Genomic DNA, 26,066 nt, shown 5'->3' with positions numbered 1-26,066 from the left:
TATGTTAACCCGTCGTCAACATCGGTTAAGCCGGTTCAGAAAAAACAAACGCTTGTTGAGACAGCGTCTGCGCCAGCGCGCTTTTTTCCGCGACAGTCCTGGACCTGAAGCGATGGAAAAACCCAGAGTTGTGGTCCTGACCGGGGCAGGGATTTCCGCCGAGTCAGGTATTCGGACTTTCCGCGCGACTGATGGTTTGTGGGAAGAGCATCGAGTTGAAGATGTGGCAACGCCAGAAGGATTTGCCCGCGACCCAGAACTGGTGCAGGCCTTTTATAATGCTCGCCGTCAGCAACTCCAGCAGGCAGAAATCCAGCCCAATGCGGCTCATCGGGCGTTAGCAAGGCTTGAGGAAGAGTTGGGCGATCACTTCCTTTTGGTGACGCAAAATATTGATAATCTCCACGAGCGCGCGGGTAATAAAAATATTATCCATATGCACGGTGAACTGCTGAAAGTGCGCTGTGCACGCAGTGGGCAAGTGCTGGAGTGGAAAGGGGATATCACCTCTGATGATCGTTGCCACTGCTGCCAACTTTCTGCACCGTTGCGCCCGCACGTGGTGTGGTTTGGTGAAATGCCGCTCGGTATGGATGAGATTTATCAGGCGATTGCGACGGCAGATTACTTTATCGCCATCGGCACCTCTGGCCATGTTTATCCCGCTGCAGGTTTTGTCCACGAAGCCCGATTGCAAGGCGCACATACCGTTGAGCTGAATCTTGAACCGAGCCAGGTGGGTAGCGAGTTTGAAGAGAAGTTTTACGGTTTAGCCAGTGAGGTGGTGCCGGAGTACGTGGACAGGTTATTGAAAGGGCTTTGAAACAACTGCCCTCACCCTAGCCCTCTCCCCCAGGAGAGGGAATTTGACGGTTTTCTCCCTCTCCTTTGGGAGAGGGCCGGGGTGAGGGGGAAAAAGCTAAAAACCGAACTACCGCCCAGCCTTCAACTTCTGATAATAAGACTCATAAATCGCACTGGCATCACCCACATCGTTCTGCCACTCCCCGTTTTTAAGCACTGCCTCATCCGGGTAAAGCGATTTATCGCCAGACACTTCTTTTGGTAGCAACTTGCGCGCTTCGAGATTTGGCGTCGGATAACCAATAGTCTCGGCTACCTGTTTTGCCACATCGGGACGCAGCAGGAAGTTAATCAGCTTCAGCGCACCGTCTACGTTTTTGGCGTTTGCAGGAATAGACAGGTTATCCATCCAGAAAATCCCGCCTTCTTTCGGCCAGACAATTTCCAGCGGAGTGCCCGCCTGGCGCGCAACATAGGCTGATCCATTCCACACCATACCGAGATTCACTTCGCCTTCCATATACGGGTTGGCAGGGTTATCCGAGTTGAATGCGGCGACATTTGGCATCAGCTTTTGCAGTTCGTGGTACGCCGCTTCAATCTGTTTGGGATCGGTGGTATTCCCGGAATAACCCAGTTTCAGTAACGCGACCTGGAACACTTCGCGCGCGTCATCGGTCAGCAGCAGGCTTTGCTTGTACTCTGGTTTCCACAAATCAGCCCAACTGTTGACGGTTTTCGGATCAATCGAGTCGCTGTTGACGCCGATGGCTGTCGCACCCCAGATATACGGAATGGAATAGTCATTATTGGGATCGAACGGCTTGTTGAGCATCTCAGGATCGAGATTTTTGAAGTTACTCAGTTTGCTCTTGTCGATCTTCTGGATCATCCCTTCTTTGCGCATTTTCGCCACAAAGTAGGTTGAAGGCACAACCAGATCGTACGCACCTTCTTTGTAGGTTTTCAGCTTGGCATACATGGTTTCATTCGACTCGTAGGTCGAATAAATCACTTTGATCCCCGTTTCTTTGGTGAACTGCTCAAGCAGGCCTGGCGGCACGTACTCTGTCCAGTTATAGAAGTAGAGTGTCTTACTGTCATCGGCATGTGCAGCGCCCATACCCAGTGCCAGAGCGCCCGCAGCGAGCAGGTGGCGTGGCCATTTAGTCATTTTAACGTCCCCTGAATTTAGAGCCTAGCTCTTGGTTTTATCACGAAGAATAAGCTGACTGGCAACGACCAGGACCAGCGAGAGCACTAACAAAATGGTGGCAAGTGCGTTCACCTCTGGCGAAACACCGACCTTCACCATTGAGTAAATCTTCAATGGCAAAATTTCATAACTTGGCCCTGTCACGAACGATGAAACCACCACATCATCCATCGACAGGGTAAAACTCAACAGCCAGCCCGCGGCAACCGCAGGCATGGCAAGTGGCAGGAGGATCTTGCGAAGAATGGTCAGTTCGCTGGCACCTAAATCTTTCGCCGCCTCAAGCATTCGCACATCAAACCCTTTCAGTCGTGAATAGACCGTGACGACGACAAATGGCAGGCAGAAAGTGATATGTGAGAACAGCAGCGACCAGAAGCCAAGTGACACACCCAGCAGCATAAACAGCACCAGCAGTGAAATCGCCATCACGATATCGGGCGACATCATCACCACAAATAACATGCCACTGACAAACGGTTTGCCACGGAAACGGTAGCGATACAACGCCACCGCCGTTAACGAGCCAATCAGCGTCGCCGCAGTGGCGGAAACCACTGCCATGGTTAATGAATGTTGTGCTGCTTGCAGCAGGCTGTCGTTGTTCATCAGCAGGCTATACCACTTGCCCGTAAAGCCTTGCCAGTTAATACCGAAACGCGAACTGTTAAACGAATTAACGATCAAAATGATAATCGGAATGTACAGATACGCGTAGATGGCAGTCATAAAACCGCCACGGAACAGGCGACCCATCATTCTAATTCCACCTTCTTGTTCAACAAACGGGCAGCACGCCAGTAAACCAGCAGCATCAGACCCATCACCAACGTGAGCGTAATGCTGGTCGCGGCACCAAACGGCCAGTCGCGAATATTCAGGAACTGGCTCTTAATGACGTTACCAATCAACAGGTTTTTCGCCCCTCCCATCAAGTCGGAGACGTAAAACAACCCCATTGCAGGCAACATCACCAGCAAACAGCCCGCAATAATTCCCGGCATGGTGAGCGGAATGATAATGCGGATAAACGTCTGAAATTTGCTGGCACCCAAATCACGCGCCGCTTCCAGCAGAGGCTTATCAAGCTTCTCGATGCTCGAATACAGTGGCATGACCATAAATGGCAGCAGGATATACACCAGGCCGATGATCACTGCACTTGGGGTGTACATCAGACGAATCGGCGTATCAATGACCCCAAGCCACAGTAAAAACTCATTCATATACCCTTTGGTGCTGAGGAAAATCTTCAACCCATAGATACGAATTAATGAGTTGGTCCAGAAGGGGACAATCAGCAAAAATAGCAACAAAGGGCGCACACGCTCCGGTAATCGAGCCAGGAACCAGGCAAACGGGTAGCCCAACACCAGGCAGGCGAGGGTGGCAATCAACGCCATATTTAGCGAGTGTAGAAGTACCTGCGCATACAGAGGGTCGGCGAGCCGGGTGTAGTTTTCCAGCGTGAATACCATGCTGACGAAATTGGCGTCATCACGCGTCAGGAAGCTCGTCCCGATGATCATCAGATTTGGCAGGAACACGAACAACACCAACCAACCTACGATGGTGGTAATCACCAGATTCTGGAATTTACGCGAGCTCTTCATCTGCCAACACTACCTCCCAGCTTTCAACCCAGGTAACCGCCATTTTTTGGTTAAGCGAGTGGTCAAAATCAGGATCATCCTCGTTAAAGAATTCACTGACCATCACCATTTTGCCATTTTCCAGTTCGACGTTTGACTCAAGCGTCATGCCTTTATAGTTACGTTCCCGCACGTAGCCAATCAGGCCGTCGGCAACGTGAGTATCGCCTATCTCTTCGACGCGCAAATCTTCCGGGCGCAACAAGACTTTCAGCCGTTGCCCGGCGGTGACAGGCATCGTCACATAAATATGGCATTCGCGGCCTTCGACATTGGCCAGCACACGCTGTTCATCGACACGTTCGATGACGGTCGCATCAAAAATATTGATCTCACCGATAAAACTCGCCACGAACAGGTTTTTGGGTTCTTCGTAAATTTCGCGCGGCGTGCCGTCTTGCTCAATGCGACCATCGCGCATCACCACAATCCTGTCGGACATGGTTAACGCTTCTTCCTGATCGTGCGTGACAAAAACAAAGGTAATGCCGAGCTTACGCTGGAGCGCTTTTAATTCGTTCTGCATCTGCTTGCGCAATTTGTAATCGAGCGCGGAAAGCGACTCATCAAGCAGTAACAGGCGGGGTTTATTGACTACCGCCCGTGCAATCGCAACACGCTGTTGCTGTCCGCCAGAAAGCTGGTGGGGTTTGCGTTGCGCGAATGCCTCTAGCTGCACCATTTTCAACGCTTCGGTCACACGCGGAGCAATCTCGGCATCCGGCGTTTTTTGCATTCTTAAACCGAAGGCGACGTTTTCAAAAACGGTCATATGAGGAAACAGAGCGTAGCTCTGGAAGACGGTATTAACGTGGCGGTGTTCGGCCGGAACCTGCGTGATATCCTGGCCATCGAGTGAAATCGTGCCAGAATCCGCGCTTTCCAGACCGGCAATGATGCGCAGCACCGTTGTTTTGCCGCAGCCGGAAGGGCCAAGGAGCGTCAGAAATTCACCATTATTGATGGTGAGAGATAAATCAGAAATTACGTTTTTGCCATCAAAGCGCTTACCTACACCCGCCAGTTCTACCAGCGGTGAGAGCGAACGAAGCTGTGTATTCAATTTTTTACTCTGTCCCATAAATGACGCATCAAATTGCGAGCTGATGCGGGGTTTGTGATTAACCACCTTGCGGTTTTGCACGTTTAAGTAAGGGCACGCATTCTACGGCAAAGCATTGAAATCGCCAATCCTTGATACCTTTTTGCGGGGTTGAACGTGATGAGGATCCAAGCAGCAAACACCAAATCCACTCGCATTGCATTAGATTCGTGACTATTTTCATCTCAGGCAGGCTAAAAGTGACCTGACGCAATATTTGCATTTGTGGCTTACTGATAATGAAGTCACAAAAATTGAGGGTAGCGACATGGATAAATTACTTGAACGTTTCTTACATTATGTCTCTTTGGATACTCAGTCCAAACCTGGCGTGAGACAAGTTCCCAGTACGGAAGGGCAGTGGAAATTGTTGCGCCTGCTGAAAGAGCAAATGGAAGAGATGGGTTTGGTGAATGTTACGCTGGGCGAACATGGCACCGTCATGGGAACACTCCCGTCTAATGTCGATAAAAAAGTCCCGCCAATTGGTTTTATCTCCCATGTGGATACAGCGCCTGATTTCACGGGTAAAAATGTCAATCCGCAAATTGTAGAAAACTATCGTGGTGGTGATATCGCGCTGGGAATTGGCGATGAAGTGCTCTCACCGGTGATGTTCCCGGTACTGCATCAGTTGCTCGGGCATACGCTTATCACCACCGATGGCAAAACGCTGCTTGGCGCTGATGATAAGGCTGGTGTGGCTGAAATCATGACCGCATTGGCGGAGCTAAAAGAGAAAAAAATCCCGCATGGGGATATTCGTGTGGCTTTCACCCCTGATGAAGAAGTGGGTAAAGGCGCGAAGTATTTTGATGTCGAAGCATTCGATGCACGTTGGGCGTACACCGTTGATGGCGGTGGTGTGGGAGAGTTGGAGTGCGAGAACTTTAACGCAGCCTCGGTCACGATCAAAATCGTGGGTAACAACGTGCATCCAGGTTCTGCCAAAGGGGTTATGGTCAACGCGCTATCACTTGCAGCCCGCATTCACGCAGAAGTTCCCGCTGACGAAAGCCCTGAATGTACCGAAGGTTACGAAGGCTTCTATCATTTGCATGGCATCAAAGGTTCGGTTGATAAGGCAGAAATGCACTACATCATCCGTGATTTTGACCGTGAAAAGTTTGAAGCCCGTAAGCGCAAAATGATGGATATCGCCAAGAAGGTCGGCAAGGGCCTGCACCCGGATTGTTACATCGAGCTGGTTATCGACGACAGCTACTACAATATGCGCGAGAAAGTCGCCGAACATCCGTACATTGTGGAAGTGGCACAACAGGCGATGCGTGATTGCGACATCGAACCTATCCTGAAGCCGATTCGTGGTGGCACCGACGGCGCGCAGCTGTCATTCAAAGGTTTGCCTTGCCCGAATCTGTTCACCGGTGGCTATAACTATCACGGCAAACACGAGTTTGTGACACTGGAAGGAATGGAAAAAGCGGTGGCGGTGATTGTGCGTATTGCTGAGTTAACGGCAAAGCAGAGCTGAGTAACCAGGGTGTTGGTCGGTACCTGTTTAAGCCGATCAAAAAAGAAAAGGGGCGGGTAGCCCCTTTGTCGTCATACTGGCAACCATAGGCTGACATTGTTAACACCATGGTTATATTAATCAATGGGGAGTCGTTCGTGATAGCTTACGTTTTTCAGGCGGATCTCTGGAGGGATTGAATTCCGGTGTTAACGGGTGTTGACCTGACTATAAGTAACGGGTTTATCGTAAGAATTCGATGAGTTGATGATGATAAATATGCTTACGATATCGCAGCTTGCAAAGAAATATAATTTGTCCAGAAGCTCTATCCTTTATTATGAAAAGGTTGGTTTATTGAAACCAAAGTTTGTCGCAGACAATGGTTACAGATGGTATGGAGTTGATGAGGAAGAAAGGCTAAAACTCATTGTTTCATATCGTTCTTATCAACTGCCTATTTCTGATATATGCACTATTTTAGATTCATCAGGTAAATCACAGTCTAAAATCTTAGAAAGGCATTTTGAGATATTAGAAATGGAAATAAATAACTTGAGAAGACAGCAACTTGCCATTATTGAGTTGTTTAAAGAATCAATTATATCAAAGGAGAAAAACGTGGATAAATCTAAGTGGGTTGAAATTATGATGGCGGCTGGATTAACAAAAGAAGATATGATCAGATGGCACCAGAAATTTGAGGAGATGGAACCGGAAGAACATCAGAAATTTCTGGAATCATTAAAAATTTCACAAGAAGAGATCGTCCGAATCCGAAGTTTGTAAATCCCTAATCATTTCTTACATGCTTATTGCCAGGAGCGGTTCGGCCATTTACACCACGGAAGCCAGCGTATTAAAGGTGATCGCTCAGGCGACCACCTTTAATTGAGTCATCTTTAGTCACAGTTCAGACTTTATTAATGCTTACTCTGATCTTTGTTACGGTTCTGATTTCGTTTAGCCTGATCTTTGTTGCGGTCCTGATTTCGTTTAGCTTGGTCTTTGTTACGGTCCTGATTCCGTTTAATCTGGTCTTTGTTGCGATTATCTTGACGACTATCGTGGTTTCCATCGATATTTTTTATACGCTCACCGTTGCCACCATTCCAGTTCGGGGCATTATCTATACGATTCTCACGACTTGCTTCACGTATATCATGATGAGTTTCTCGACCTTTTTCACGAATTTCATGGCGTTCATCAACACTGGAGTTATCGCCAATACCCGTATTATTATCTACGCGATATTCACGGCTACCTTCGCGAACATCGTGTTTACCTTCTCGAACCGACTCACGAACATCATGGCGTTGTTCAAAATTGGCTGTTTCAGCAAAGGATGACATACTGCAAGTCAGAGTAAAAATGCCAATGAGATTAATCAGTTTCATACTTAGTCCTGGTAGACTCCCAAAGTGAGAGGGAGCAGAGATGGTATTTGAAGTTGTTGCTGCAACTTTTCCAGGATCATAAATGCTTCGTGAATTTTTATCACACCATTATTTATATAATAAAAAATTTTGCTGTTATTTATCATGTGCTGAAAGCATGTATTAATTATTTAATTTATAAGGGATTTATCGATTAACATCGATTTTATTTCAATAAACCAGACTCTTCCTATTAAATAAAAGTGGTATTTAGTTTGGGCTTTTATTATGAATGAAAATGAAGGGCAAATAGAAGTGTAAGACGCTGATGATTATCTAAGGTAAATCCCCTGAGGTGTTTAAGCCTCAGGGGGTATTATTTATGGTGTCACAATATTGAACCAGAACTCGAACTTGTCCATATAGCCCAACATTTCGTCCATCTTCGCACCGTTACCGGTTACTTTTACATCACCTTTATCTTCAGCCTGTTTCAGGGTTTCTTCTTTCAGGATGATCTTATTCAGCGTGTCACGGTTCAGCGCAATAGTGGCGTCGGCGTCTTTCGCTTCGGCATTAGGGGTGTGGTTCAGAACACCGTTTTCCAGCTCCAGCTTGTACTTGCCGCCATCGCTACCCAAATCGATATTAAACACCGCTTTGGCATTACCCGCTTTTTCACCGTTGATGTGAACAGCAAGATAGTCGAAGAACATTTCAGGCGTCATAGCACGAACGGTATCCGGGCTTGCCGTATTCGGCGTTGGCCCTTTCACCACGCCATTACGCAACTCCTGAGCACCGGTCAGGTAGAAGTTACGCCATGGGCCAGACTCCGCCTGATAACCCAACTGTTCAAGTGCATCCGCTTCAAGGTTACGTGCATTCTGGTTATTCGGATCGGCGAAGACGACTTTACTGACAACCTGAGCCACCCAACGGTAATTACCCTGATCAAAGTCGGTTTTCGCTTTCTGAAGAATAGCGTCGGCGCCGCCCATGTACTCAACAAATTTCTTCGCCGCTTCTTCTGGTGGCAGCTCGTCAAGGGTTGCCGGGTTGCCATCGTACCAGCCGAGGTACAGCACATAGGTCGCTTTCACGTCGTGGCTGACAGAACCGTAGTAACCACGGTTTGCCCAGGTTTTCGCCAGACTGTCCGGCAGCTTGAAGTTCGCCGCAATTTCATCGCGGGTCAGGCCTTCGTTTGCCATACGCAGGGTCTGGTCGTTGATATAACGATACAGGTCACGCTGGCTCTTCAGCAGGCCAACCACATTATCGTTACCCCAGGTTGGCCAGTGGTGCTGGGCCATAATAATTTCGGCTTTGTCACCCCAGCGAACGATAGCTTCGTTGATGTATTTCGACCATGGCAGCGGTTCACGAATTTTTGCACCGCGTAACGAATAGGTATTGTGCAGGGTATGGGTCACGTCCTCTGCGGCTTCGATGAGTTTTTTCTCTTCGATATACCACAGCATCTCAGACGGGGCTTCAGATCCTGGTGCCAGCATGAAGTCATAAGTCAGGCCATCAATGACTTCCTTTTGACCATCTTTTTCGATGATATTCGTTGGCGCAATCAGCGTAACGGTACCCGCAGACGTCGTGGTGCCTAAACCAGCACCAACCTGTCCTGTCGCTTCGGGTTTCAGCAGGTTGCCATACATATAGCTGGCACGGCGGCTCATGACATTCCCGGCCATAATGTTTTCAGCAACCGCTGCTTCCATGAAGCCAGCAGGTGCATAAACTTTTACCTTACCGGATTTCACATCGGCTTCATCGACAACACCACGTACGCCGCCGTAATGGTCAACGTGGCTGTGGGTATAAATGATGGCGACGACAGGTTTGTTGCCACGGTTTTTATAATATAAGTCCATGCCAACTTTTGCCGTTTCAGCTGAAACCAGCGGATCGACGACGGTAATCCCTTCTTTACCCTCAATGATGGTCATATTGGATAAATCAAGGTTACGGATCTGGTAAACGCCGTCTGTGACTTCGAAAAGACCGCTGATATTGATGAGCTGAGACTGACGCCACAGGCTTGGGTTCACGGTGTCAGGGGCTTTTTCCCCTTCTTTTATAAACGCGTATTGTTGCGGATCCCAGACGACATTCCCTTGCTCACCTTTGATGACTTCCTGAGGTAAAGCGGCGATAAAGCCTTTGTGGGCGTTCGTAAAGTCGGTGTTATCAGAGAAAGGAAGTTGATTATAGAGCGCATCGTTAGCTTGCTTAGTTGAAGCGGTAGCGGGTTTTGCTGCTTCCTGCGCAAATAGCGGTGTGAGTGCAGTGGAGGAGAGTAGCCCCGCCAGCGCAAGACTTTTGACGATTAACTTAAGTCTCATTTGTATTCCTCATGTGAAACTCTCTAACTACTCAGCATTATCGAGTAGTTACCTCGAGATATAATTCGTTTATGCAAATGATAATAATTGTCATAAGACAAAACGTTTTTTAAATATAACCAAGGAGTTACATTTCGCCATTTTTGAATACAAAATATTTAAAATTTAATTTTTGCTGGTTTGAGATGCTGAAACTGCTTTGGTGCAACTCGAGGAATTTGGGGAGAGTTTCCCGCCTTTCCAGCCAGTAAATTCTGGCTGAGAAGACGGGAGAGGGGAATTAATCCTCGAAATACCAGTACCCGCTGTTAACGAGTGCTGCCAGCATTGCGAGGAATGATGGGTCTTCTAACGCGTCACCAAACATTTCTGCTTTCAGGCTGATATTGCTCGCCAGTGCTTCAAGCGCTGGACGGTGCGGGCTGTCAATTTTCTCGCCGTTTACGTAAATCTCATCGGCAATACGCAGCACGCGCAGCCCACCCAGACGCGTAATCGCGTCACCTTGCTTCAGGGCGTCGTAAATCTCATCAGGCTGGTATGGCGGCTCAGGCGGGGCGACGTCCAGTTCATGACGTGACTGGGAAACAAACTCACCAAACCAGGTTTTGAAATGCTCCGGCTGATTGATCAGTTCCAGCATCATGTTACGCAGGCTGTCCATTTCCTGTGGCAAAACATCCGCAGGATGCTGGCGTGCAGGCACATCAGGGTCGGTATAACGTTGGCTACCCAATTCGCGTTGCAGCACGTAATCAGCAAAACCGCTGATTAACTCACGACCACTTGGTGCGCGGAAACCGACGGAGTAGTTCATCGAGTTTTCCAGCGAGTAGCCTTCGTGCGGGAAACCAGGCGGAATATAAACTATATCGCCAGGCTCGAGCTCTTCGTCGATAATGGCGTCGAACGGTTCAACTTGCAGCAAATCAGGATGCGGGCAGTGTTGTTTCAGGGCCACTTTCTCCCCGACACGCCAGCGACGGCGGCCAACACCCTGAATGATAAACACATCGTACTGATCGAAATGCGGGCCAACGCCGCCACCAGGCACCGAGAATGAGATCATCAGATCGTCGATTCGCCAGTCCGGCAGAGCACGGAACGGGCGCATTAATCGCGCACTTTGTTCATGCCAGTGGTTGACGGCCTGAACCAGTAAAGACCAGTTATTTTCGCCCAGATGGTCATAGCTCTGGAAGGGGCCGTGGCTGACCTGCCATTTACCGTTGTGATGGCTGACCAGGCGGCTGTCCACCTCGTTTTCCATAGCAAGACCAGCCAGTTCATCTGGAGAAATGGGATCGATGAAGTTTTTGAAGCCGCGTTTTAACACCACTGGGCGTTTTTGCCAGTAGTTCTCAATAAAATCGGGCCAGTTTAGATCGAGTTGATAGTCCATATTATTATCCGGCAGGTGAATGGGCCTGCCCGGATTATAACGGATGTGGGGGAGTATTCTTAATCTTCTTCTCTGTCTGGGCGCTGACGGCCAAAAATCACTTCCATACGTGCGCCGCCCAGTTCGCAGCTCGAGGTTTGGATCTGACCGTCGTACTGTTCCACGATTTCACGGGCGACGGATAAACCCACGCCCTGACCTGGCCGCAGAGTATCAGCGCGTTGTCCACGGTCAAACACCAGGCTGCGCTTGCTTTCAGGGATGCCCGGACCGTCGTCATCAACGAATAAATGCAGCGTGTCATCCAGTTGGCGACCGGAGATCTCAACAAATTCAAGGCAATATTTGCAGGCGTTATCCAGCACGTTCCCCATCACTTCCATGAAATCATTCTTCTCACCCATGAAGGTAATTTCCGGCGAAATATCCAGCGTGATGGTAACGCCTTTACGCTGATACACCTTATTGAGTGCCGAGCAGAGGCTGTCGAGTAACGGGGCCACGGGATGAAGTTCCCGGCTGAGTAACGGGCTGTCGCCACGCATACTGGCGCGATGCAAGTAGTAACCAATTTGCTGCGAAATACGGCTGATTTGCTCAAGCATCACCGGCTCCGCTTCTTCGATATTTTGTTTTTCTGTACGCAACGAACGCAGTGTGGTTTGCATGACCGCAAGCGGCGTTTTCAGACTGTGTGTTAAATCGGTCAATGTGGTGCGGTATTTGTCATGACGGTCACGTTCGGTACGCAGAAGGCGATTAAGATTTCGCACAAGGCTCGTTAGCTCGCGTGTCGTTTCGGGATTGAGACTGTCACGGTTGTGCTTTTCAAGCTCGCGCACCTCTTTTGCCAGATCTTCGATTGGGCGCAAACTCCAGCGCGCAGCGAACCAAAGTAACGGTACGACGAGCAATAAATTGGCGAGGAACACACAGGTAAACATGCTCCAGACCGTATACGAACGCTTTAATTCGATAGGGATCGTGTCGACAACCACAATAGTTAAGGCAGGCATTTTCCCCGCCGCCGGATACTTATTTACGGCAACGGAATGACTGACATCATAGCTATAATCGCCGTCATAAAAATCTTTAAGCTTGGTTTGTAGCTTTTCGTCGTTGGCGAGCAAGGCGTGGCTGGTATCAAAATTCGCTTCCAGCTCGTGAAAACCATTGCTGGTAAGCCACTCTTTTTTAATCTGCTGCACCACGTGCGGCACGTCACGTTGTGTCCACAACAGCTTACCCTGTTCATCATAGATGAGGGCCATGGTTGGGGTTTTCAGATTCAGGTTTTCTGGCAGGACAACGTTAATGTGACCATTTTCGTAGGTCGCAAGGGTATAAAACAGGTTGCTCTCCCCGCGCAGCAAACGGAAAGAAGTTTTATCGAAACTGATGCTGTAACCCACCAGAGCAACAACGCCATAGGCCAGTGACAGCACCATGACGACGACGGCCGTCGCGAGTAAGAAGCGGACCCGTAAGGACAACGGTAAAAAATGCCGAATGAATTTCATGATTAGCGCAGATCGAAACGATAGCCCTGGCCACGGACAGTGGTGATAGCGTCGTGCGAATATTCAGCCAGAATCTTTTTACGCAAGCGCCCCATTAAAACGTCGATGGTGTGGCTTTCGCGTAATTCAGCATCCGGATAAAGCTGAAGCATTAATGAATCTTTGCTCACCACTTTGCCATTGTTGCGGATCAGCGTTTCCATAATGGTGTATTCGAAAGCGGTCAGCTTGATCAGATTGTCGTTGATAAGCAATTCACGACGCGATAAATCCACCTGGAATGGCGGGAGAGAAATAACTTGGGAAGCCAGGCCGCTGTTACGGCGCATAAGGACTTGCATGCGGGCAATGACTTCTTCCAGATGGAAGGGCTTGGTGACGTAATCATCGGCACCCGCGCCCAACACTTCGACTTTATCCTGCCAACCTTCACGTGCGGTGAGAACCAAAATCGGGAGGGTCACATCGTGACTGCGCCAGCGGCGAATCAGACTTAAACCGTCTTCGTCGGGTAAACCTAAATCGACAATGGCAATATCGGGGGTATGTTCACTCAGAAAATAGTCTGCTTCTTTGGCATCTTCAGCAGCATCAACCTGATGACCAGACTCACGCAACTGAACCTTGAGGTGGTGACGTAACAGAGCATTATCTTCCACAACCAGAACACGCATCGTATTTCCTCAGTGCATAGTATTAATGGCATTAATAGTTTAACGCTAATTATCGACCAGAGGGCATAAACCGTGAGTAAACAGGGGGGAATGTAAAAACGCCACCGCAGAGGGTGGCGTTGGAGGCGTTATTTCAATTCATCAACCATTGTGATGGCGCGGCCAATATAGTTAGCCGGGGTCATCTGTTTCAGGCGAACTTTCTCTTCTTCTGGCAGTTCGAGGCTGTCGATAAACTGTTTCATGCCTTCAGCATCGACACGTTTACCGCGCGTCAGTTCTTTCAGCTTCTCGTATGGCTTTTCAATACCGTAACGACGCATCACGGTCTGAATCGGCTCAGCCAGCACTTCCCAGTTGAGATCCAGTTCAGCCAGCAGACGGTCACGGTTCACTTCCAGCTTGCTCACCCCTTTCAGGGTGGACTGGTAGGCAATCAGCGCATAGCCGATGCCAACACCGAGGTTACGCAGCACGGTGGAGTCAGTCAGGTCACGCTGCCAGCGGGAAACAGGCAGTTTACTCGCCAGGTGTTGCAGCATCGCGTTAGACAGACCCAGGTTGCCTTCGGAGTTTTCGAAGTCGATTGGGTTCACTTTATGCGGCATGGTAGAAGAGCCGATTTCGCCCGCGATGGTCTTCTGCTTGAAGTGGTTCAGCGCGATGTAACCCCAAACGTCACGATCGAAGTCGATCAGAATGGTGTTGAAACGTGCGATGCAATCAAACAATTCAGCGATGTAATCGTGTGGTTCGATTTGCGTGGTGTACGGGTTCCACTGGATGCCCAGAGAGGTCACGAACTCCTCGCTGAACTGGTGCCAGTCAACTTCCGGGTAAGCCGCAATGTGGGCGTTATAGTTGCCGACTGCGCCGTTGATTTTGCCCAGAATGTCCACTTTCTCTAGCTGACGGAACTGGCGTTCCATACGGTAAGCCACGTTAGCCATCTCTTTACCCATCGTCGATGGGGTCGCAGGCTGGCCGTGGGTACGGGAAAGCAGAGGAATGTCGCGATACTGAACCGACAGATCTTTCACAGCGTCAATCACTTTACGCCAGTACGGCAGCACCACATCTTTGCGGGCGGTTTCCAGCATCAAGGCGTGGGACAGGTTGTTGATGTCTTCTGAAGTACAGGCGAAGTGAATGAATTCAGATACCGCGTGCAGGGCAGGGATGGCGGCCACTTTTTCTTTCAGAAAATACTCAACGGCTTTTACGTCGTGATTGGTGGTGCGTTCAATGGTCTTGATGCGTGCTGCATCTTCTTCACTGAATTGGGCAACAATTTTATCAAGGTAACCGTTTGCGTCTGCGTCAAAAGCAGGAACTTCCTTGATCGCTGTGTGCGTGGCCAATTTTTGAAGCCAACGTACTTCGACTTGTACGCGAAATTTCAGCAGACCAAATTCGCTGAAAATAGCGCGCAGAGCGCTGACTTTGTCACCGTAACGTCCATCAACGGGGGAAACGGCGGTCAGTGAGGATAATTCCATAAGTTACAACTCCAGAGAGGTTAACAATGAGCAAGAATTTGTTTTGCCTGAGCACACAGGCGATTACGAGAAAACATTAACTGCAAGCGTCCACCGCCCACCTGGTGCCACAGCACGGCGGCGCGAATACCGGCCAGCAACGAGGCGCGGACTTTGCTTTGCACCTGCGGGCTTTGCAGCACAGCAGGGGAACCGGTGACCTGAATACGTGGGCCAAGCGGGCTGATGACATCAACATAAATCCCCGCCATCGCGCTCAGGAGCGTATCGGACTCGAGATCAAAATGTTCAAGTTGACGTTGTAAGCCAGAAATACTTGAACCGAGCTTATCCATTGCCCCTTTGCTGCCGTGAAGTTTACGTTCCAGCACCATCAGGCTCAACGTGTAGCGCGTCAGTTCGGCATTCAGACCCTGTCGATTACTGGCATTCAACACGCCGAGCAAGGTTTCGAGGCCAAGTTTCAGGTTGGCTTCGTTGCCACCAAAAACGTCCAGCGTGGAGCCTGGGTTTTGGTCGATAACGCTGTTCAACGAAACATGAAGCGCATCGCTATCGCAATGCCCCTGGTGAGCCAGTTGCTGAACCAGACGGGCAGACTGGCAGATCCCTGCCAGTGCGATAGTGATGTCATAGTAATTTTTGGCCACTAAGGGTTTCGTCCTTGTTTACAATTAGTTGACGAGCGGCAGACGCTGCTCAATAACACCACCACCGAGGCAAACTTCTCCCAGGTAGAACACAGCAGACTGACCAGGGGTGACGGCGGCAACAGGTTCTTCAAAACGGACTTCAATGCGATCGGCATCCAGCGGCGTGATCACGCAAGGTAGATCGGTCTGGCGATAGCGAGTTTTTACGGTGCATTTCAGTGGTTCGGTCAATGTTTCGCGGTCAACCCAATGCAACTGCTGTGCAATCAGACCAACCGACATCAAACGCGGGTGCTCATGACCTTGCGCGACCACCAGAATATTATTCTCAACGTCTTTATCGACCACATACCATGGATCTTCGCTACCTTCTTTGGTACCGCCGATGCCCAGACCTTTACGCTGACCCAGCGTGTGATACATCAAGCCTTGGTGCTCGCCGATGGTTTCGCCATCAACTGTGACGATTTTACCCGGTTGCGCAGGCAGGTAACGGCCAAGGAATTCACGGAATTTACGCTCACCAATAAAACAGATTCCGGTGGAGTCTTTTTTCTTCGCGGTAATCAGATCTAATTCTTCCGCAATACGGCGCACTTCAGGTTTTTCCAGCTCACCGACCGGGAACAGGCTTTGCGCGATTTGCTCGTGTCCAAGCGTGTAGAGGAAGTAGCTTTGATCTTTGTTGCTGTCTAACCCACGGAGAAGGCGACTTTTACCGTCCACATCATCGCGACGCACGTAGTGACCAGTGGCGATGTAATCGGCACCTAAATCTTCGGCGGCAAATTCGAGGAAGGCTTTAAATTTGATTTCTTTATTGCACAGAATATCCGGGTTTGGCGTGCGCCCGGCTTTGTACTCTTCCAGGAAGTGTTCAAACACGTTATCCCAGTATTCTGCGGCAAAGTTTACGGTATGCAGCTCAATGCCGAGTTTGTCGCAAACGGCTTGTGCATCCGCTAAATCAGCGGCTGCGGTGCAGTACTCCTCGCCATCGTCCTCTTCCCAGTTCTTCATGAACAGGCCTTCCACCTTGTAACCTTGTTGTTGCAACAAGTAGGCGGAAACGGAGGAATCGACACCGCCGGACATCCCGACGATCACTTTTTTCTGGCTGTTATCAGACATGGAGTAACTCACGACATTGAACTTAAAGGCGGCGTATTCTATCACGCATCACCGGGGCTGGCACCCCTAACTAAACGGCCAATTGAATGCACCCAGCATGCTGAGCGGATAACGTTCAGCGCGTTGATAGCAGCGGATGCTTTCGGCAACTAAAGGCGAGCGCAAATTTCCTGCGTTAACAATTTGTTGCGGATCCAGCCATAAGCAACGATCGATGTCGCTGTCATGCGGTGTGGTGGGGAGTTGTTCTTCAAGATCGATAGAGAACAAGAAACGCAAGAATGGTGTTTTATCCGGCGCTATCCACTGGTGCATGCGGATAAACGTCTGCGGCTCGGCACGGATCCCGGTTTCTTCATACAGCTCACGGCGTGCGGCTTCAATCAGCGTTTCGTCGGCTTCAAGATGCCCGGCGGGCTGATTCCACAACGCTTTTCCGTTAATGGTTTCTTCTACGACCAGAAATTTCCCTTGTGCCTGGACCACGCAAGCAACGGTAACGTGCGGTTTAAACATCGTAAATCTCCTGCCTTAAGCATCGTTAGCACGATCATATTAAAGTGATCTGGATCACATTTTTTAGGGTGACATATACTCGTGATGTTTGGCACTTTCACGAGGGTACTTCGATGCAACTTACCACGCGCATTATGCCACAGAGCAAACGTATCGCTTTAGTGGCACACGATCCTTGCAAACCTGACCTTCTCAACTGGGCCGTTGATAATCAAATGGCGCTCAGCAACCATATTATTTATGCAACCGGTACCACGGGGAACTTGTTGCAGACTCACACACGCTTGTCCGTTCTGGCGTTAATGAGCGGCTCAATTGGGGGCGATCAACAGCTTGGTTATTTGATTGCCTCGGGCCAGATTGATGTGCTTATTTTCTTCTGGGACCCGCTCAGCGCCGTACCCCATCACTCTGACGTCAAAGCATTAATGCGGCTGGCAACAGCTTGGAACATCCCCATTGCCAGTAATGCGTGTAGTGCAAACTTCCTGATTCATTCATCTTTGTTCGAACAAGCACTGGAAATTACGGTCCCGGATGGCGATGCGTTCCTCAGCAGCCGGGTCTCTCACGTCACACAACACGGTGTCAATACGCAGCAGCTTTTATAGCGATTCCAGCGGAATCTCCCGCCATTCACCCGGTGCCAAATCGGCAAGCTCCAGATTACCCATAGCAAACCTTATCAGGCGCAGTGTTGGATAACCCACATGCGCCGTCATACGTCGCACTTGTCGGTTTCGCCCTTCATATAATGTTATTTTCAGCCAACTCGTTGGGATAGCTTTGCGCTCACGAATGGGCGGGGTGCGTGTCCATAACCACTCAGGTTCTTCAACCAACTCAGCGCCAGCGGGCAGGGTGGGGCCGTCGTTGAGTGTGACGCCCTTACGCAAAGATTCCAGCGCTTCTTCCGTTGGCGAACCTTCAACCTGCACGAAATAGACTTTACCGGTGCGTTTGCCTGGTTGCGTCAGTTTTGCCTGTAGCGCACCATCGTTGGTTAGCACCAACAAGCCTTCACTATCGCGATCAAGTCGACCCGCGGCGTAAATTCCTTGTAACGGTATGTAATCTTTCAGCGTGCTGCGACCCGCTTCATCAGTGAATTGCGGTAGCACATCGTAGGGTTTATTGAAGATAACGAGCCGCTTCGGTCCAACATCCTGCTTTTTTTTGGCAGGACGTCGCGTGCTGAATCGTTCAACTGGGTGATTTCTAAAAGAAGTTTTATTCATAGTGTTTTCAGACGTTAGGGATTAACGCATTATAACGGAAATCACCAGTGATTGGCGCGGGCCTGATATTCAAGTAGTATTGACACGCACATTACAAGTCATTAACAAAAAGAAGCGCTCGAAGGAGAGGTTAATGGAAAGCAAAGTAGTTGTTCCGGCGGAAGGTAAAAAGATCACCCTGCAAAATGGCAAACTGAACGTTCCTCACAACCCAATCATTCCTTTCATTGAAGGTGATGGTATCGGTGTGGACGTGACGCCTGCGATGATCAAAGTGGTTGATGCCGCCGTGCAGAAAGCCTACAAAGGCGAGCGGAAAATTTCCTGGATGGAAATCTATACCGGCGAAAAATCTACCCAACTTTATGGCCAGGATGTCTGGCTGCCAGAAGAAACTCTGGAACTGATTCGTGACTACCGCGTTGCTATCAAAGGCCCACTGACGACTCCAGTTGGCGGCGGTATTCGTTCCCTGAACGTTGCTCTGCGTCAGCAACTTGATCTGTATGTTTGCCTGCGCCCAGTGCGTTACTACCAGGGTACTCCTAGCCCGGTTAAACACCCAGAATTGACCAACATGGTCATCTTCCGTGAAAACTCAGAAGATATTTATGCGGGTATCGAGTGGAAGGCTGACAGCGCAGAAGCTGAAAAAGTCATCAAATTCCTGCGTGATGAAATGGGCGTAACGAAAATTCGTTTCCCAGAACATTGCGGTATCGGCATCAAGCCTTGCTCTGAAGAAGGCACCAAACGCCTGGTTCGTGCAGCCATCGAATACGCCATCACCAACGATCGTGATTCCGTAACGCTGGTTCACAAAGGCAACATCATGAAATTCACCGAAGGTGCTTTCAAAGACTGGGGCTACCAGTTAGCGCGTGAAGAGTTCGGCGGTGAGCTTATCGATGGCGGCCCTTGGGTGAAACTGAAAAACCCTAACACCGGCAAAGAGATCGTGGTGAAAGACGTGATCGCTGATGCATTCCTGCAACAGATCCTGCTGCGCCCAGCTGAATATGATGTCATTGCTTGTATGAACCTGAATGGTGACTACATTTCTGACGCCCTGGCAGCTCAGGTTGGCGGTATCGGTATCGCACCAGGTGCTAACATCGGTGACGAATGCGCACTGTTCGAAGCTACCCACGGTACAGCACCGAAATATGCAGGCCAGGATAAAGTGAACCCAGGTTCTATCATCCTGTCCGCAGAAATGATGCTGCGTCATATGGAATGGTTCGAAGCGGCTGACCTTATCGTTAAAGGTATGGAAGGCGCGATTAACGCTAAAACCGTCACTTACGATTTCGAACGCCTGATGGATGGCGCTAAGCTGCTGAAATGTTCAGAGTTTGGCGACGCGATGATCGAACATATGTAATTAGCGATTTTGCTGATTTCAAAGCGGGAGCCTGGTGCTCCCGTTTTTTATGCCCTCACAAAAATTCTTCTGCAAAACCCCAGCAAAACTCTTCTGCAAAACAGAGCGAAATTCATACAAATTAAATCGCTAAAACGACCCAGTCTTTTCCTCGATCGTCGTTATATCGGTCGGTCATTTCCTGATTTTTATGACCCAGTAATTTTTGTGTATCGATTCCTTGCGCCCTATAAAGTCGCTCAGATAAAGAGCGTTGTTCATGGAATGTCGGGGGCGTTCCTTCTTTCCATTCCAGGCCACAACGATCCCTGACACGAGAAAAAGAAGTTGTTATCGATGCACTGGAAACCGGCCCGCCACGCTTAGCTTTCCCTGTCGTGTGGTGAATGTGCAAAATATGAGGACTGATAATCATATCTCGGCATCTGGCTATCACTTCACGTAAGGTTATATCCAGTTCATTGCAACGGAGTGAGAGGGGGATCGCCAGTTTCATTCCAGTTTTCTCCTGCTCAACATGCAAATAATCGTCCCAGACATCGGAGAATTTCATACGCGAAATATCCCCCAGACGCTGTCCGGTTACGACTGCGAGGAGCATGGAGTTCTGAACATAATTTTGACTGCTCTCGGCCGCATCGAAAATAACCCGCCACTCATCAATGCTAAAACGTTCTCGCTGAACTTTATTGATTGGTTTTCTTGTGGCCATGGCGGGGTTATAACCTGGCTCTACTTCACCAGCATGCTGAGCTTCTTTGTAGACATCGACCAGAACCATGCGAACGACCTGCGCCATACGTCTCTGTCCGCGCTCTTTATACTGTTCAATAATGGCCGCGATATCTCTTGCTCCAACCGACTGTAATTCCATGGCGCCACATTCTTTGCGGAATACTTCTACGGGCGCTGATTTTTGCTTGAAGGTATTGAGCTTAATTTCACCAGAGCTAAGCCTTTCGTTCTGATACTTCATGTAGCTATCCAGCCAGCTGGTTACGGTGATCGACATGCCGAGCTTGGTGCTGATCTTTTCTCTGATAGAGAACAGTTGTTTCATTTTTTGTTCGGCCAGGCGAGTGTTCGCCTCGACAGCAATTCCTCGAGCTTCTTCCTCGTTATCGCCTAAGCCGTGAAATTTGCCGGTTACGGGATGCTTATAACGCCAGTACACTTTTTTGGTTCTGGCGTCGGTGTAACAAGACAGGCCGGGTATGTTCACGTTGTATTTACGTGGGCGCGCCATCTTCGAGAATCCTCATTAAACGTGGATTGTCATCCTTCTTTATCACTGGCTTGTCAATCATTCCGACAAAACGCGCTGTAGCTTCAACACGCCAGCAGCGCCCAGCTTTGAAGGGTGGGGGAGATATCATGCCGCTTTTCGCATACTTCAGCAGGGTAGGTTTGCTGGGTATAGGCGCGGTAAACTCATCAAGAGCCCATGCATCTAACGTTAATGTTCTCGCCATAAGTCCTCCACTTTATCCCGCTGCACACGGGCTTACTGTTTCAAAGATAAATACTGCTGGTGGATAGTGAAATCTAATTCAAATGGGTTATTTATGGTCTTTATTTAAATTAATTTAATAAATAGGCTCACAAATAACCCTTTATGATTGTAATTGCTCATATGTGAGCTTATTTCTGTGAGATACGCTATTTATGGTTCATTTATGATACCTTTCAGCATTACTGCGCTGCAGGTGTTCAATGAAGAAGCTCGGATAAGTGCCGCATTCTCAGCTGCTAGGTTGACCACTTTCTGGTTTAACGCTGTGACCTGCTCGGAAATACTCAGCGTGTCGCTGGTCCCCAGAACTTCAGTTATCTGGCTAATAGTCAGCGCAGCGCTGGATAATTCAATCCGGGCTTCATCACGCTCTTTCAGTGCCTGGGTAACAGCTGCTGTATTAGCACCAAGACGGGTAGTGAGTTCTTTCACCAGTTCTGAATGGATACCGATTTCAGTAATACTGGACACCTCATTGTGCGCCATTGTGACAAGTTCGCTGGTGGACATATCGATTAAGCGTTGCATGTTGCCTCCGATAATTCGGTGAAGCGTTTCATGAACAGACCATAGGCTTGACCCGGGCGAAGAGGGTTTATGGTGAACAAATCTGTAGTCGGAATACCGGCAAGAACAGGCCACTCTGAACCGTCGTGAATATCGAGTTCCTGGCGTTCTGTAGCCAGCATGATGAGGTCTGCGTACTTAACGGGCTCACTCATGATCTCTGGCAAGCCGAACTTCTTACGGATCACTGACTCCACATAGCTTTCAATTTGTCGGTAGTCCGGAAGCAGTCGCTTCAGAGGTGAGGGGATATCGCAGACATAAGCTTCCTGCGCGTCGTGAAGTAGCGCTTCCAAAGCAAACTCTGGCGACACTATCAAACTGGTGAGCACACTATGCTGAGCAACGCTGTAGAACTCAGGCAAGTGACCAGCGAAGCGACAGCAGTTCGAGAGTGCTGTGGCGATATCTTCAATTACGATGTCGTCTGGGTTGATATTCAGGAAGTTAATATGCTTCCCGTTTAGGGTCTGAATATAAGACATTAAGTTCTCCACTAAATAAGAGCGCCACTGCACCGGCGCTGAATTTTGGTTGCACGAATCCCTTGCCCGAAGGCAAAAATAAAAAAGATTACGCTTCACTAAGTACCCCCGAGAGGGTACTTAAGGCTGAATAATCAGGCGTTGAACACGCCGATAAAGGTTTCCACCTGGCTATCTTTAAACTTCTCTACCAGCAGATCGCGGAACTCAGTGGCCATAGCTTCTTGCGCAGCTTCCAACTGGGCAACGCGTAGAACCAAAACTGGACGGTCGGCAGTGATGATGCTCAGGCGTAGTTTGAACGGACGATCTTGCAGACCTTCAAACGGCACGCAGTTAAATTCAAAAGCAACCGGCATGATGTCTTTGGTCTTTGCTTCAACCGATTCCATCAATGAGCGCTTGCCGCTGAAATCGTTATCTTCGAAATCGGCAGACTGGTTCGATTCAATGGTAATTTTGCGCAATGCAGCAGCTGCTTTTTTGGCAGGAATGACATCACCATTAGCATCAAAACCCATCAAGAAATCAGCGTAGTCTTCAACCCATTCAGCCAATTCTTTCTGGTTTTTTCTTTCACCATTAATTTCCAGGAGGGCGGCATAAGGTGCAGTTTTCTTTAATTGAACGGTTGCTGTGTTATCAGCGTGACCTGGCTCGCTGAGTGTGCCGAGGTTCAAAACGGTCACTGCCTTCATATTGTCAGCATCAATAAAGCAACGCGTACCGGCAACTGCAAAACCGGTTGAATATCGGGTGAAGTCTTCGATGCTAGTTGTTTTCAACGCACCACGGAAGCGGTAACGCCCAAGGTTAAGATTTTCAAGGTTCTGAATGCTAAGGTCATGTGGAATGGCAACTGCTTCGCAAGGTTGACGAGACAACACAGAATTAACTTCTTGCCCCTGAACAAGATCACGAATTTTATTGATTGCTGTAGCATCTACGGTTTGAGACATATTGTGAAATTCCTTATTAAACTTATCGTCGGGTAAATTAATGGTTATTACTGTGCGCGAAGCTTGCCGTCAGGTTCACCGGCCAGGGTTAATAGCTGGCCCTGATCTTCCTGCAAGATGGTTAACTTGCCGCCGCGGTTCACGTACATTGGCGTTTCGGTGGTGTCTTCTTCAGATGACTTCCCGCGGGGAGTAGGTCGGACGTAAGCCAGTTTGTGTTTGATCATCACTCGCTTTTCGTCAACGGAGTTACTCATGCGATCCAATTCGAGGGTCAGCGTAACTTTCCCCTTCTGACCGTTGTTAAGAACACCGAAAGCAACTTCACTGAGTGCCATCGAAATCTTATTTTCGAAGACCCCGCCATCCAGTTCGCCGATAAAGTCCGGCACATTAGTAGCTCGTTCACTGCTCATAGGTAATTCCTCATTTAAGCGGCTGCACCCGCCGCGGGTAAGTTATCCACATCACAGGTGAGAGCACTGAGTTAGCCGCCGCCCTCAAACGCATGGATTGGGTTATGGGCCCGTCATGCGCCAGTGCTCTCGCCTGTAGTGTGAAAAAAGCTGGCGGTTACCGCGACATCAACGGGAAACAAACGGGCCGCCAGAACAGGGATGTAAGGCATTTAGTATTTTTACCGAAGCAGAGTCGCTTTCGATGAGTTCAGTATCACCAATAGTGATTACTCAGTCAACACCTGTGGTGATAAAAATATAACTAATAGTGATAAGTGGCTGAGTTATGAAGGGATTTGTTTTTGCGGGAAATGAAAAGAAAAAGGCCCTAATGGGCCTCTTTTAATTGAATATTTCTTCAGGCCATTGGGCCTTAACTACTTTGCCAATTATCCGGCAGTTTTCATTACACTCAATGCTTTGATATCGAGGGTTTGGGTTCAATGGCTCAAGCCAGGGCTTCCCATCTTCACGAACGAAGCGTTTAAAAGTAACTTCAGAATCATTAAAAATGCCGGCTACGCAGAAATCCCCTGGTTCAACATCTTCCTCAGGATCTACCAATATGAGCATACCTTCCGGAAAGCTCGGTTTGCTTCCAGGTGGCGCGGTCATTGAATGCCCTGCGACTTCTAACCAAAATGCATTGCTGCTCGCTTTCGTTGTGGTGGCAACCCACATTTTAGCGTCACGTTCAGTGAAGGTGCTGACAGTGGAGAAAGAACCAGCTTGAACTTCAGTGAGAAGAGGGTATTCAAAACGCCTTGAAGTGCAACTACCCAACGATATTGCTGCATACATTGAGGAGATCTCAGCTGCTAAAGATGGGCTGAAATCATCTACTTTAACCCCAAGAATTTTAGCGAACTGTGCAGCATGAGTAGTATTGATAGCATTCGCACCATTAAGAAGTTGTGCAACACCGCTTTGCCCCATCCCCATTTGCTCAGCGAGCAACTCTTGGGATAAGCCAAGTTGTTTCTTTTTTGAATCAAATATGGCTTTCAGCCTTGAGGCATCCGCCAATTGTTCTGGTGTGAGAGGCTTCTTTTTCATATTGCTAATTTATCACCGCAGGGAATAATCACCAATCACCGTTAGTGTTGACATGTTTATCACTAGAGGTGATACTTTCGTTACCGAAAACGAGGGTAAAGATATGCAGAAAATTCCTTTATCTGATTACGTCCTTGCTAATGGCCAATCAAAAACAGCGGCTGAATTGGGCATGTATCAGAGCGCGATTAGCAAGGCGATAAAACAGGGTCGAAAGGTAAACGTTTTAATTCATGAGGATGGGGAAATTGAGGCAGAAGAAATTCGGCCATTCCCTAGTTCAAGCAAGCGTTCTGATACCAAGAAAGATACAGACGTTTCACAACAACGATAACTACCAAAGGAAAAACGAGATGGTAGACAACATCAAATCAGCAATAAGCGCCATGTGTAAAGCATACCCATCCGGACGGTTAGGGATTGCGGCAGCGCTGGATATGTCCATCGATCAGTTTCATAACCACCTGTATCAGAAGGTTGGTAGTCGGTTCTTCACCATTAGCGAGCTTGAGATGATGGAGGATTTATCCGGAACGTCTCTGCTGGCTGAATATTTTGCAGCTCGCCGAGGGAAGTGGCTGGTGGATATCCCAAAACCAGAATCTCTCGACAACGTAGACCTGTTTCAACATGAGATGCAGTCGAACGCAGAGAAGGGAAAGCTGGACCAGGCAAAGTTTGCTGCGCTGGAAGATGGGGTGATTGATAGCAGGGAAAAGAAAACTTTATCGCAGATGTTCCATAGCAGTCTGCGCCATCAGATTCATGGATTTATGGGGTTTATGGCGTTGTACGGGGTTTCTGATGGGGCCGTAGATATGTTTGTTGCGTCGAGAAAGGATGACGCCCGCGAGTGTGCAGCTCCGGGCGCCGTGGCGTGTCGATTCAGTGGAGAACTTTAACGCATGAACAGTTTAACCAGAAACATGGGAACACCGCAAATCCGCTGCCGTTCAATGGCTGGTAGTGATGCAACCCCGTTCCTGTATGAAGCAAATTTACAGGGTGAGTGGGTGCCCATCAACTA

Annotated in this window: 28 protein-coding genes; 7 read left to right on the top strand and 21 right to left on the bottom strand. The window is 48.9% G+C overall.

Annotation, left to right across the window (positions count from 1 at the left end):
- The first annotated feature begins 1 nt into the window (after window position 1).
- Window positions 2-823, top strand: a complete 822-nt coding sequence (gene cobB / locus OH773_RS13415; RefSeq protein ID WP_183271878.1) for a Sir2 family NAD+-dependent deacetylase — start codon at window positions 2-4, stop codon at window positions 821-823.
- Window positions 824-931: 108 nt separating this feature from the next.
- On the opposite strand, the gene potD is transcribed toward cobB, so the two are convergent.
- From potD to potA, 4 genes are read right to left on the bottom strand one after another with little or no spacing between them, the layout of a single operon-like run.
- On the bottom strand, window positions 932-1,978 hold the full coding sequence (gene potD, locus OH773_RS13410; protein WP_270139327.1) for a spermidine/putrescine ABC transporter substrate-binding protein PotD: 1,047 nt from the start codon (window positions 1,976-1,978) through the stop codon (window positions 932-934).
- 24 nt (window positions 1,979-2,002) lie between these two features.
- A complete protein-coding gene (gene potC, locus OH773_RS13405; protein ID WP_270139326.1) occupies window positions 2,003-2,779 on the bottom strand; it encodes a spermidine/putrescine ABC transporter permease PotC in 777 nt (258 codons plus the stop codon).
- Entirely contained in the window at window positions 2,776-3,633 is an 858-nt protein-coding gene (gene potB / locus OH773_RS13400; protein WP_183271875.1) for a spermidine/putrescine ABC transporter permease PotB, read from the bottom strand. The genes potC and potB overlap by 4 nt, the downstream gene beginning before the upstream one ends.
- Window positions 3,617-4,753, bottom strand: a complete 1,137-nt coding sequence (potA, locus tag OH773_RS13395; protein ID WP_270139325.1) for a spermidine/putrescine ABC transporter ATP-binding protein PotA — start codon at window positions 4,751-4,753, stop codon at window positions 3,617-3,619. The genes potB and potA overlap by 17 nt, the downstream gene beginning before the upstream one ends.
- 289 nt (window positions 4,754-5,042) lie before the next feature.
- Here potA and pepT point away from each other — a divergent pair, with 289 nt between their 5' ends.
- Together pepT and OH773_RS13385 are read left to right on the top strand one after the other, a co-directional pair.
- The gene (pepT, locus tag OH773_RS13390) at window positions 5,043-6,269 is read left to right on the top strand and encodes a peptidase T (protein WP_270139324.1); all 1,227 of its coding nucleotides are present in this window, start codon (window positions 5,043-5,045) and stop codon (window positions 6,267-6,269) included.
- A gap of 249 nt (window positions 6,270-6,518) precedes the next feature.
- Entirely contained in the window at window positions 6,519-7,037 is a 519-nt protein-coding gene (locus tag OH773_RS13385; protein WP_270139323.1) for a MerR family transcriptional regulator, read from the top strand.
- Between the two features lie 134 nt (window positions 7,038-7,171).
- On the opposite strand, the gene OH773_RS13380 is transcribed toward OH773_RS13385, so the two are convergent.
- The 9 genes from OH773_RS13380 to OH773_RS13340 form a co-directional block, all read right to left on the bottom strand.
- Window positions 7,172-7,645, bottom strand: a complete 474-nt coding sequence (locus OH773_RS13380; RefSeq protein WP_270139322.1) for a hypothetical protein — start codon at window positions 7,643-7,645, stop codon at window positions 7,172-7,174.
- A 359-nt stretch (window positions 7,646-8,004) separates the two neighbouring features.
- Entirely contained in the window at window positions 8,005-9,984 is a 1,980-nt protein-coding gene (locus tag OH773_RS13375; RefSeq protein ID WP_270139321.1) for an alkyl/aryl-sulfatase, read from the bottom strand.
- A gap of 280 nt (window positions 9,985-10,264) precedes the next feature.
- The gene (locus OH773_RS13370; RefSeq protein WP_270139320.1) at window positions 10,265-11,386 is read right to left on the bottom strand and encodes a ribosomal protein uL16 3-hydroxylase; all 1,122 of its coding nucleotides are present in this window, start codon (window positions 11,384-11,386) and stop codon (window positions 10,265-10,267) included.
- Between the two features lie 59 nt (window positions 11,387-11,445).
- Entirely contained in the window at window positions 11,446-12,909 is a 1,464-nt protein-coding gene (gene phoQ, locus OH773_RS13365) for a two-component system sensor histidine kinase PhoQ (RefSeq protein ID WP_270145867.1), read from the bottom strand.
- Window positions 12,909-13,580, bottom strand: a complete 672-nt coding sequence (gene phoP, locus OH773_RS13360; protein ID WP_270139318.1) for a two-component system response regulator PhoP — start codon at window positions 13,578-13,580, stop codon at window positions 12,909-12,911. Before phoP ends, phoQ begins: the two co-directional genes overlap by 1 nt.
- 128 nt (window positions 13,581-13,708) lie before the next feature.
- A complete protein-coding gene (gene purB / locus OH773_RS13355; RefSeq protein ID WP_270139317.1) occupies window positions 13,709-15,079 on the bottom strand; it encodes an adenylosuccinate lyase in 1,371 nt (456 codons plus the stop codon).
- Window positions 15,080-15,099: 20 nt separating this feature from the next.
- Window positions 15,100-15,729 carry a high frequency lysogenization protein HflD gene (gene hflD, locus OH773_RS13350; protein ID WP_270139316.1) on the bottom strand — a complete coding sequence of 210 codons (630 nt, stop codon included), beginning with the start codon at window positions 15,727-15,729 and terminating at the stop codon, window positions 15,100-15,102.
- Window positions 15,730-15,753: 24 nt separating this feature from the next.
- Window positions 15,754-16,863 carry a tRNA 2-thiouridine(34) synthase MnmA gene (gene mnmA, locus OH773_RS13345; protein WP_270139315.1) on the bottom strand — a complete coding sequence of 370 codons (1,110 nt, stop codon included), beginning with the start codon at window positions 16,861-16,863 and terminating at the stop codon, window positions 15,754-15,756.
- A 66-nt stretch (window positions 16,864-16,929) separates the two neighbouring features.
- Window positions 16,930-17,379, bottom strand: a complete 450-nt coding sequence (locus OH773_RS13340) for an NUDIX hydrolase (protein WP_270139314.1) — start codon at window positions 17,377-17,379, stop codon at window positions 16,930-16,932.
- A 113-nt stretch (window positions 17,380-17,492) separates the two neighbouring features.
- Between OH773_RS13340 and OH773_RS13335 the strand changes: the two genes are divergently transcribed.
- Window positions 17,493-17,990 carry a methylglyoxal synthase gene (locus OH773_RS13335; protein ID WP_270139313.1) on the top strand — a complete coding sequence of 166 codons (498 nt, stop codon included), beginning with the start codon at window positions 17,493-17,495 and terminating at the stop codon, window positions 17,988-17,990.
- On the opposite strand, the gene rluE is transcribed toward OH773_RS13335, so the two are convergent.
- Window positions 17,985-18,617 carry a 23S rRNA pseudouridine(2457) synthase RluE gene (gene rluE / locus OH773_RS13330; protein ID WP_270139312.1) on the bottom strand — a complete coding sequence of 211 codons (633 nt, stop codon included), beginning with the start codon at window positions 18,615-18,617 and terminating at the stop codon, window positions 17,985-17,987. The genes OH773_RS13335 and rluE overlap by 6 nt on opposite strands.
- 133 nt (window positions 18,618-18,750) lie before the next feature.
- Between rluE and icd the strand changes: the two genes are divergently transcribed.
- Window positions 18,751-20,001: an NADP-dependent isocitrate dehydrogenase gene (gene icd, locus OH773_RS13325; RefSeq protein WP_270139311.1), complete on the top strand. Its 1,251-nt coding sequence runs from the start codon at window positions 18,751-18,753 to the stop codon at window positions 19,999-20,001.
- Window positions 20,002-20,122: 121 nt separating this feature from the next.
- On the opposite strand, the gene OH773_RS13320 is transcribed toward icd, so the two are convergent.
- From OH773_RS13320 to OH773_RS13290, 7 genes are all read right to left on the bottom strand, one after another.
- Window positions 20,123-21,247 (bottom strand): site-specific integrase, encoded by a 1,125-nt coding sequence (locus tag OH773_RS13320; protein WP_270139310.1) that lies wholly within the window; start codon window positions 21,245-21,247, stop codon window positions 20,123-20,125.
- Window positions 21,231-21,473 carry an excisionase gene (locus OH773_RS13315; RefSeq protein WP_270139309.1) on the bottom strand — a complete coding sequence of 81 codons (243 nt, stop codon included), beginning with the start codon at window positions 21,471-21,473 and terminating at the stop codon, window positions 21,231-21,233. The genes OH773_RS13320 and OH773_RS13315 overlap by 17 nt, the downstream gene beginning before the upstream one ends.
- Before the next feature lie 191 nt (window positions 21,474-21,664).
- Entirely contained in the window at window positions 21,665-22,042 is a 378-nt protein-coding gene (locus OH773_RS13310; RefSeq protein ID WP_270139308.1) for a hypothetical protein, read from the bottom strand.
- Window positions 22,030-22,566, bottom strand: coding sequence for an HD family hydrolase (locus OH773_RS13305; protein ID WP_270139307.1), 537 nt, complete (start codon window positions 22,564-22,566; stop codon window positions 22,030-22,032). Before OH773_RS13305 ends, OH773_RS13310 begins: the two co-directional genes overlap by 13 nt.
- Before the next feature lie 134 nt (window positions 22,567-22,700).
- Window positions 22,701-23,525 carry a YfdQ family protein gene (locus OH773_RS13300; protein WP_270139306.1) on the bottom strand — a complete coding sequence of 275 codons (825 nt, stop codon included), beginning with the start codon at window positions 23,523-23,525 and terminating at the stop codon, window positions 22,701-22,703.
- Window positions 23,526-23,572: 47 nt separating this feature from the next.
- Complete coding sequence (locus OH773_RS13295) at window positions 23,573-23,941, bottom strand: hypothetical protein (RefSeq protein ID WP_270139305.1); 369 nt, start codon at window positions 23,939-23,941, stop codon at window positions 23,573-23,575.
- Window positions 23,942-24,325: 384 nt separating this feature from the next.
- Entirely contained in the window at window positions 24,326-25,039 is a 714-nt protein-coding gene (locus OH773_RS13290; protein WP_270139304.1) for a LexA family protein, read from the bottom strand.
- Between the two features lie 103 nt (window positions 25,040-25,142).
- Here OH773_RS13290 and OH773_RS13285 point away from each other — a divergent pair, with 103 nt between their 5' ends.
- A complete protein-coding gene (locus tag OH773_RS13285; protein WP_270139303.1) occupies window positions 25,143-25,373 on the top strand; it encodes a Cro/CI family transcriptional regulator in 231 nt (76 codons plus the stop codon).
- Window positions 25,374-25,392: 19 nt separating this feature from the next.
- Window positions 25,393-25,941, top strand: coding sequence for a YmfL family putative regulatory protein (locus OH773_RS13280; RefSeq protein ID WP_270139302.1), 549 nt, complete (start codon window positions 25,393-25,395; stop codon window positions 25,939-25,941).
- Window positions 25,942-26,066: the final 125 nt, after the last annotated feature.

Source organism: Buttiauxella sp. WJP83, from assembly GCF_027594725.1.
Lineage (GTDB): Bacteria > Pseudomonadota > Gammaproteobacteria > Enterobacterales > Enterobacteriaceae > Buttiauxella > Buttiauxella selenatireducens.
This window is presented reverse-complemented; position numbering and strand designations above follow the sequence as displayed.

Coding starts and splice junctions, on each gene's coding strand:
- cobB (WP_183271878.1), top strand. CDS start 2: ATGTTAACCCGTCGTCAACATCGGTTAAGCCGGTTCAGAAAAAACAAA.
- potD (WP_270139327.1), bottom strand. CDS start 1,978: ATGACTAAATGGCCACGCCACCTGCTCGCTGCGGGCGCTCTGGCACTG.
- potC (WP_270139326.1), bottom strand. CDS start 2,779: ATGATGGGTCGCCTGTTCCGTGGCGGTTTTATGACTGCCATCTACGCG.
- potB (WP_183271875.1), bottom strand. CDS start 3,633: ATGAAGAGCTCGCGTAAATTCCAGAATCTGGTGATTACCACCATCGTA.
- potA (WP_270139325.1), bottom strand. CDS start 4,753: ATGGGACAGAGTAAAAAATTGAATACACAGCTTCGTTCGCTCTCACCG.
- pepT (WP_270139324.1), top strand. CDS start 5,043: ATGGATAAATTACTTGAACGTTTCTTACATTATGTCTCTTTGGATACT.
- OH773_RS13385 (WP_270139323.1), top strand. CDS start 6,519: ATGATAAATATGCTTACGATATCGCAGCTTGCAAAGAAATATAATTTG.
- OH773_RS13380 (WP_270139322.1), bottom strand. CDS start 7,645: ATGAAACTGATTAATCTCATTGGCATTTTTACTCTGACTTGCAGTATG.
- OH773_RS13375 (WP_270139321.1), bottom strand. CDS start 9,984: ATGAGACTTAAGTTAATCGTCAAAAGTCTTGCGCTGGCGGGGCTACTC.
- OH773_RS13370 (WP_270139320.1), bottom strand. CDS start 11,386: ATGGACTATCAACTCGATCTAAACTGGCCCGATTTTATTGAGAACTAC.
- phoP (WP_270139318.1), bottom strand. CDS start 13,580: ATGCGTGTTCTGGTTGTGGAAGATAATGCTCTGTTACGTCACCACCTC.
- purB (WP_270139317.1), bottom strand. CDS start 15,079: ATGGAATTATCCTCACTGACCGCCGTTTCCCCCGTTGATGGACGTTAC.
- mnmA (WP_270139315.1), bottom strand. CDS start 16,863: ATGTCTGATAACAGCCAGAAAAAAGTGATCGTCGGGATGTCCGGCGGT.
- OH773_RS13340 (WP_270139314.1), bottom strand. CDS start 17,379: ATGTTTAAACCGCACGTTACCGTTGCTTGCGTGGTCCAGGCACAAGGG.
- OH773_RS13335 (WP_270139313.1), top strand. CDS start 17,493: ATGCAACTTACCACGCGCATTATGCCACAGAGCAAACGTATCGCTTTA.
- rluE (WP_270139312.1), bottom strand. CDS start 18,617: ATGAATAAAACTTCTTTTAGAAATCACCCAGTTGAACGATTCAGCACG.
- icd (WP_270139311.1), top strand. CDS start 18,751: ATGGAAAGCAAAGTAGTTGTTCCGGCGGAAGGTAAAAAGATCACCCTG.
- OH773_RS13320 (WP_270139310.1), bottom strand. CDS start 21,247: ATGGCGCGCCCACGTAAATACAACGTGAACATACCCGGCCTGTCTTGT.
- OH773_RS13315 (WP_270139309.1), bottom strand. CDS start 21,473: ATGGCGAGAACATTAACGTTAGATGCATGGGCTCTTGATGAGTTTACC.
- OH773_RS13310 (WP_270139308.1), bottom strand. CDS start 22,042: ATGCAACGCTTAATCGATATGTCCACCAGCGAACTTGTCACAATGGCG.
- OH773_RS13305 (WP_270139307.1), bottom strand. CDS start 22,566: ATGTCTTATATTCAGACCCTAAACGGGAAGCATATTAACTTCCTGAAT.
- OH773_RS13300 (WP_270139306.1), bottom strand. CDS start 23,525: ATGTCTCAAACCGTAGATGCTACAGCAATCAATAAAATTCGTGATCTT.
- OH773_RS13295 (WP_270139305.1), bottom strand. CDS start 23,941: ATGAGCAGTGAACGAGCTACTAATGTGCCGGACTTTATCGGCGAACTG.
- OH773_RS13290 (WP_270139304.1), bottom strand. CDS start 25,039: ATGAAAAAGAAGCCTCTCACACCAGAACAATTGGCGGATGCCTCAAGG.
- OH773_RS13285 (WP_270139303.1), top strand. CDS start 25,143: ATGCAGAAAATTCCTTTATCTGATTACGTCCTTGCTAATGGCCAATCA.
- OH773_RS13280 (WP_270139302.1), top strand. CDS start 25,393: ATGGTAGACAACATCAAATCAGCAATAAGCGCCATGTGTAAAGCATAC.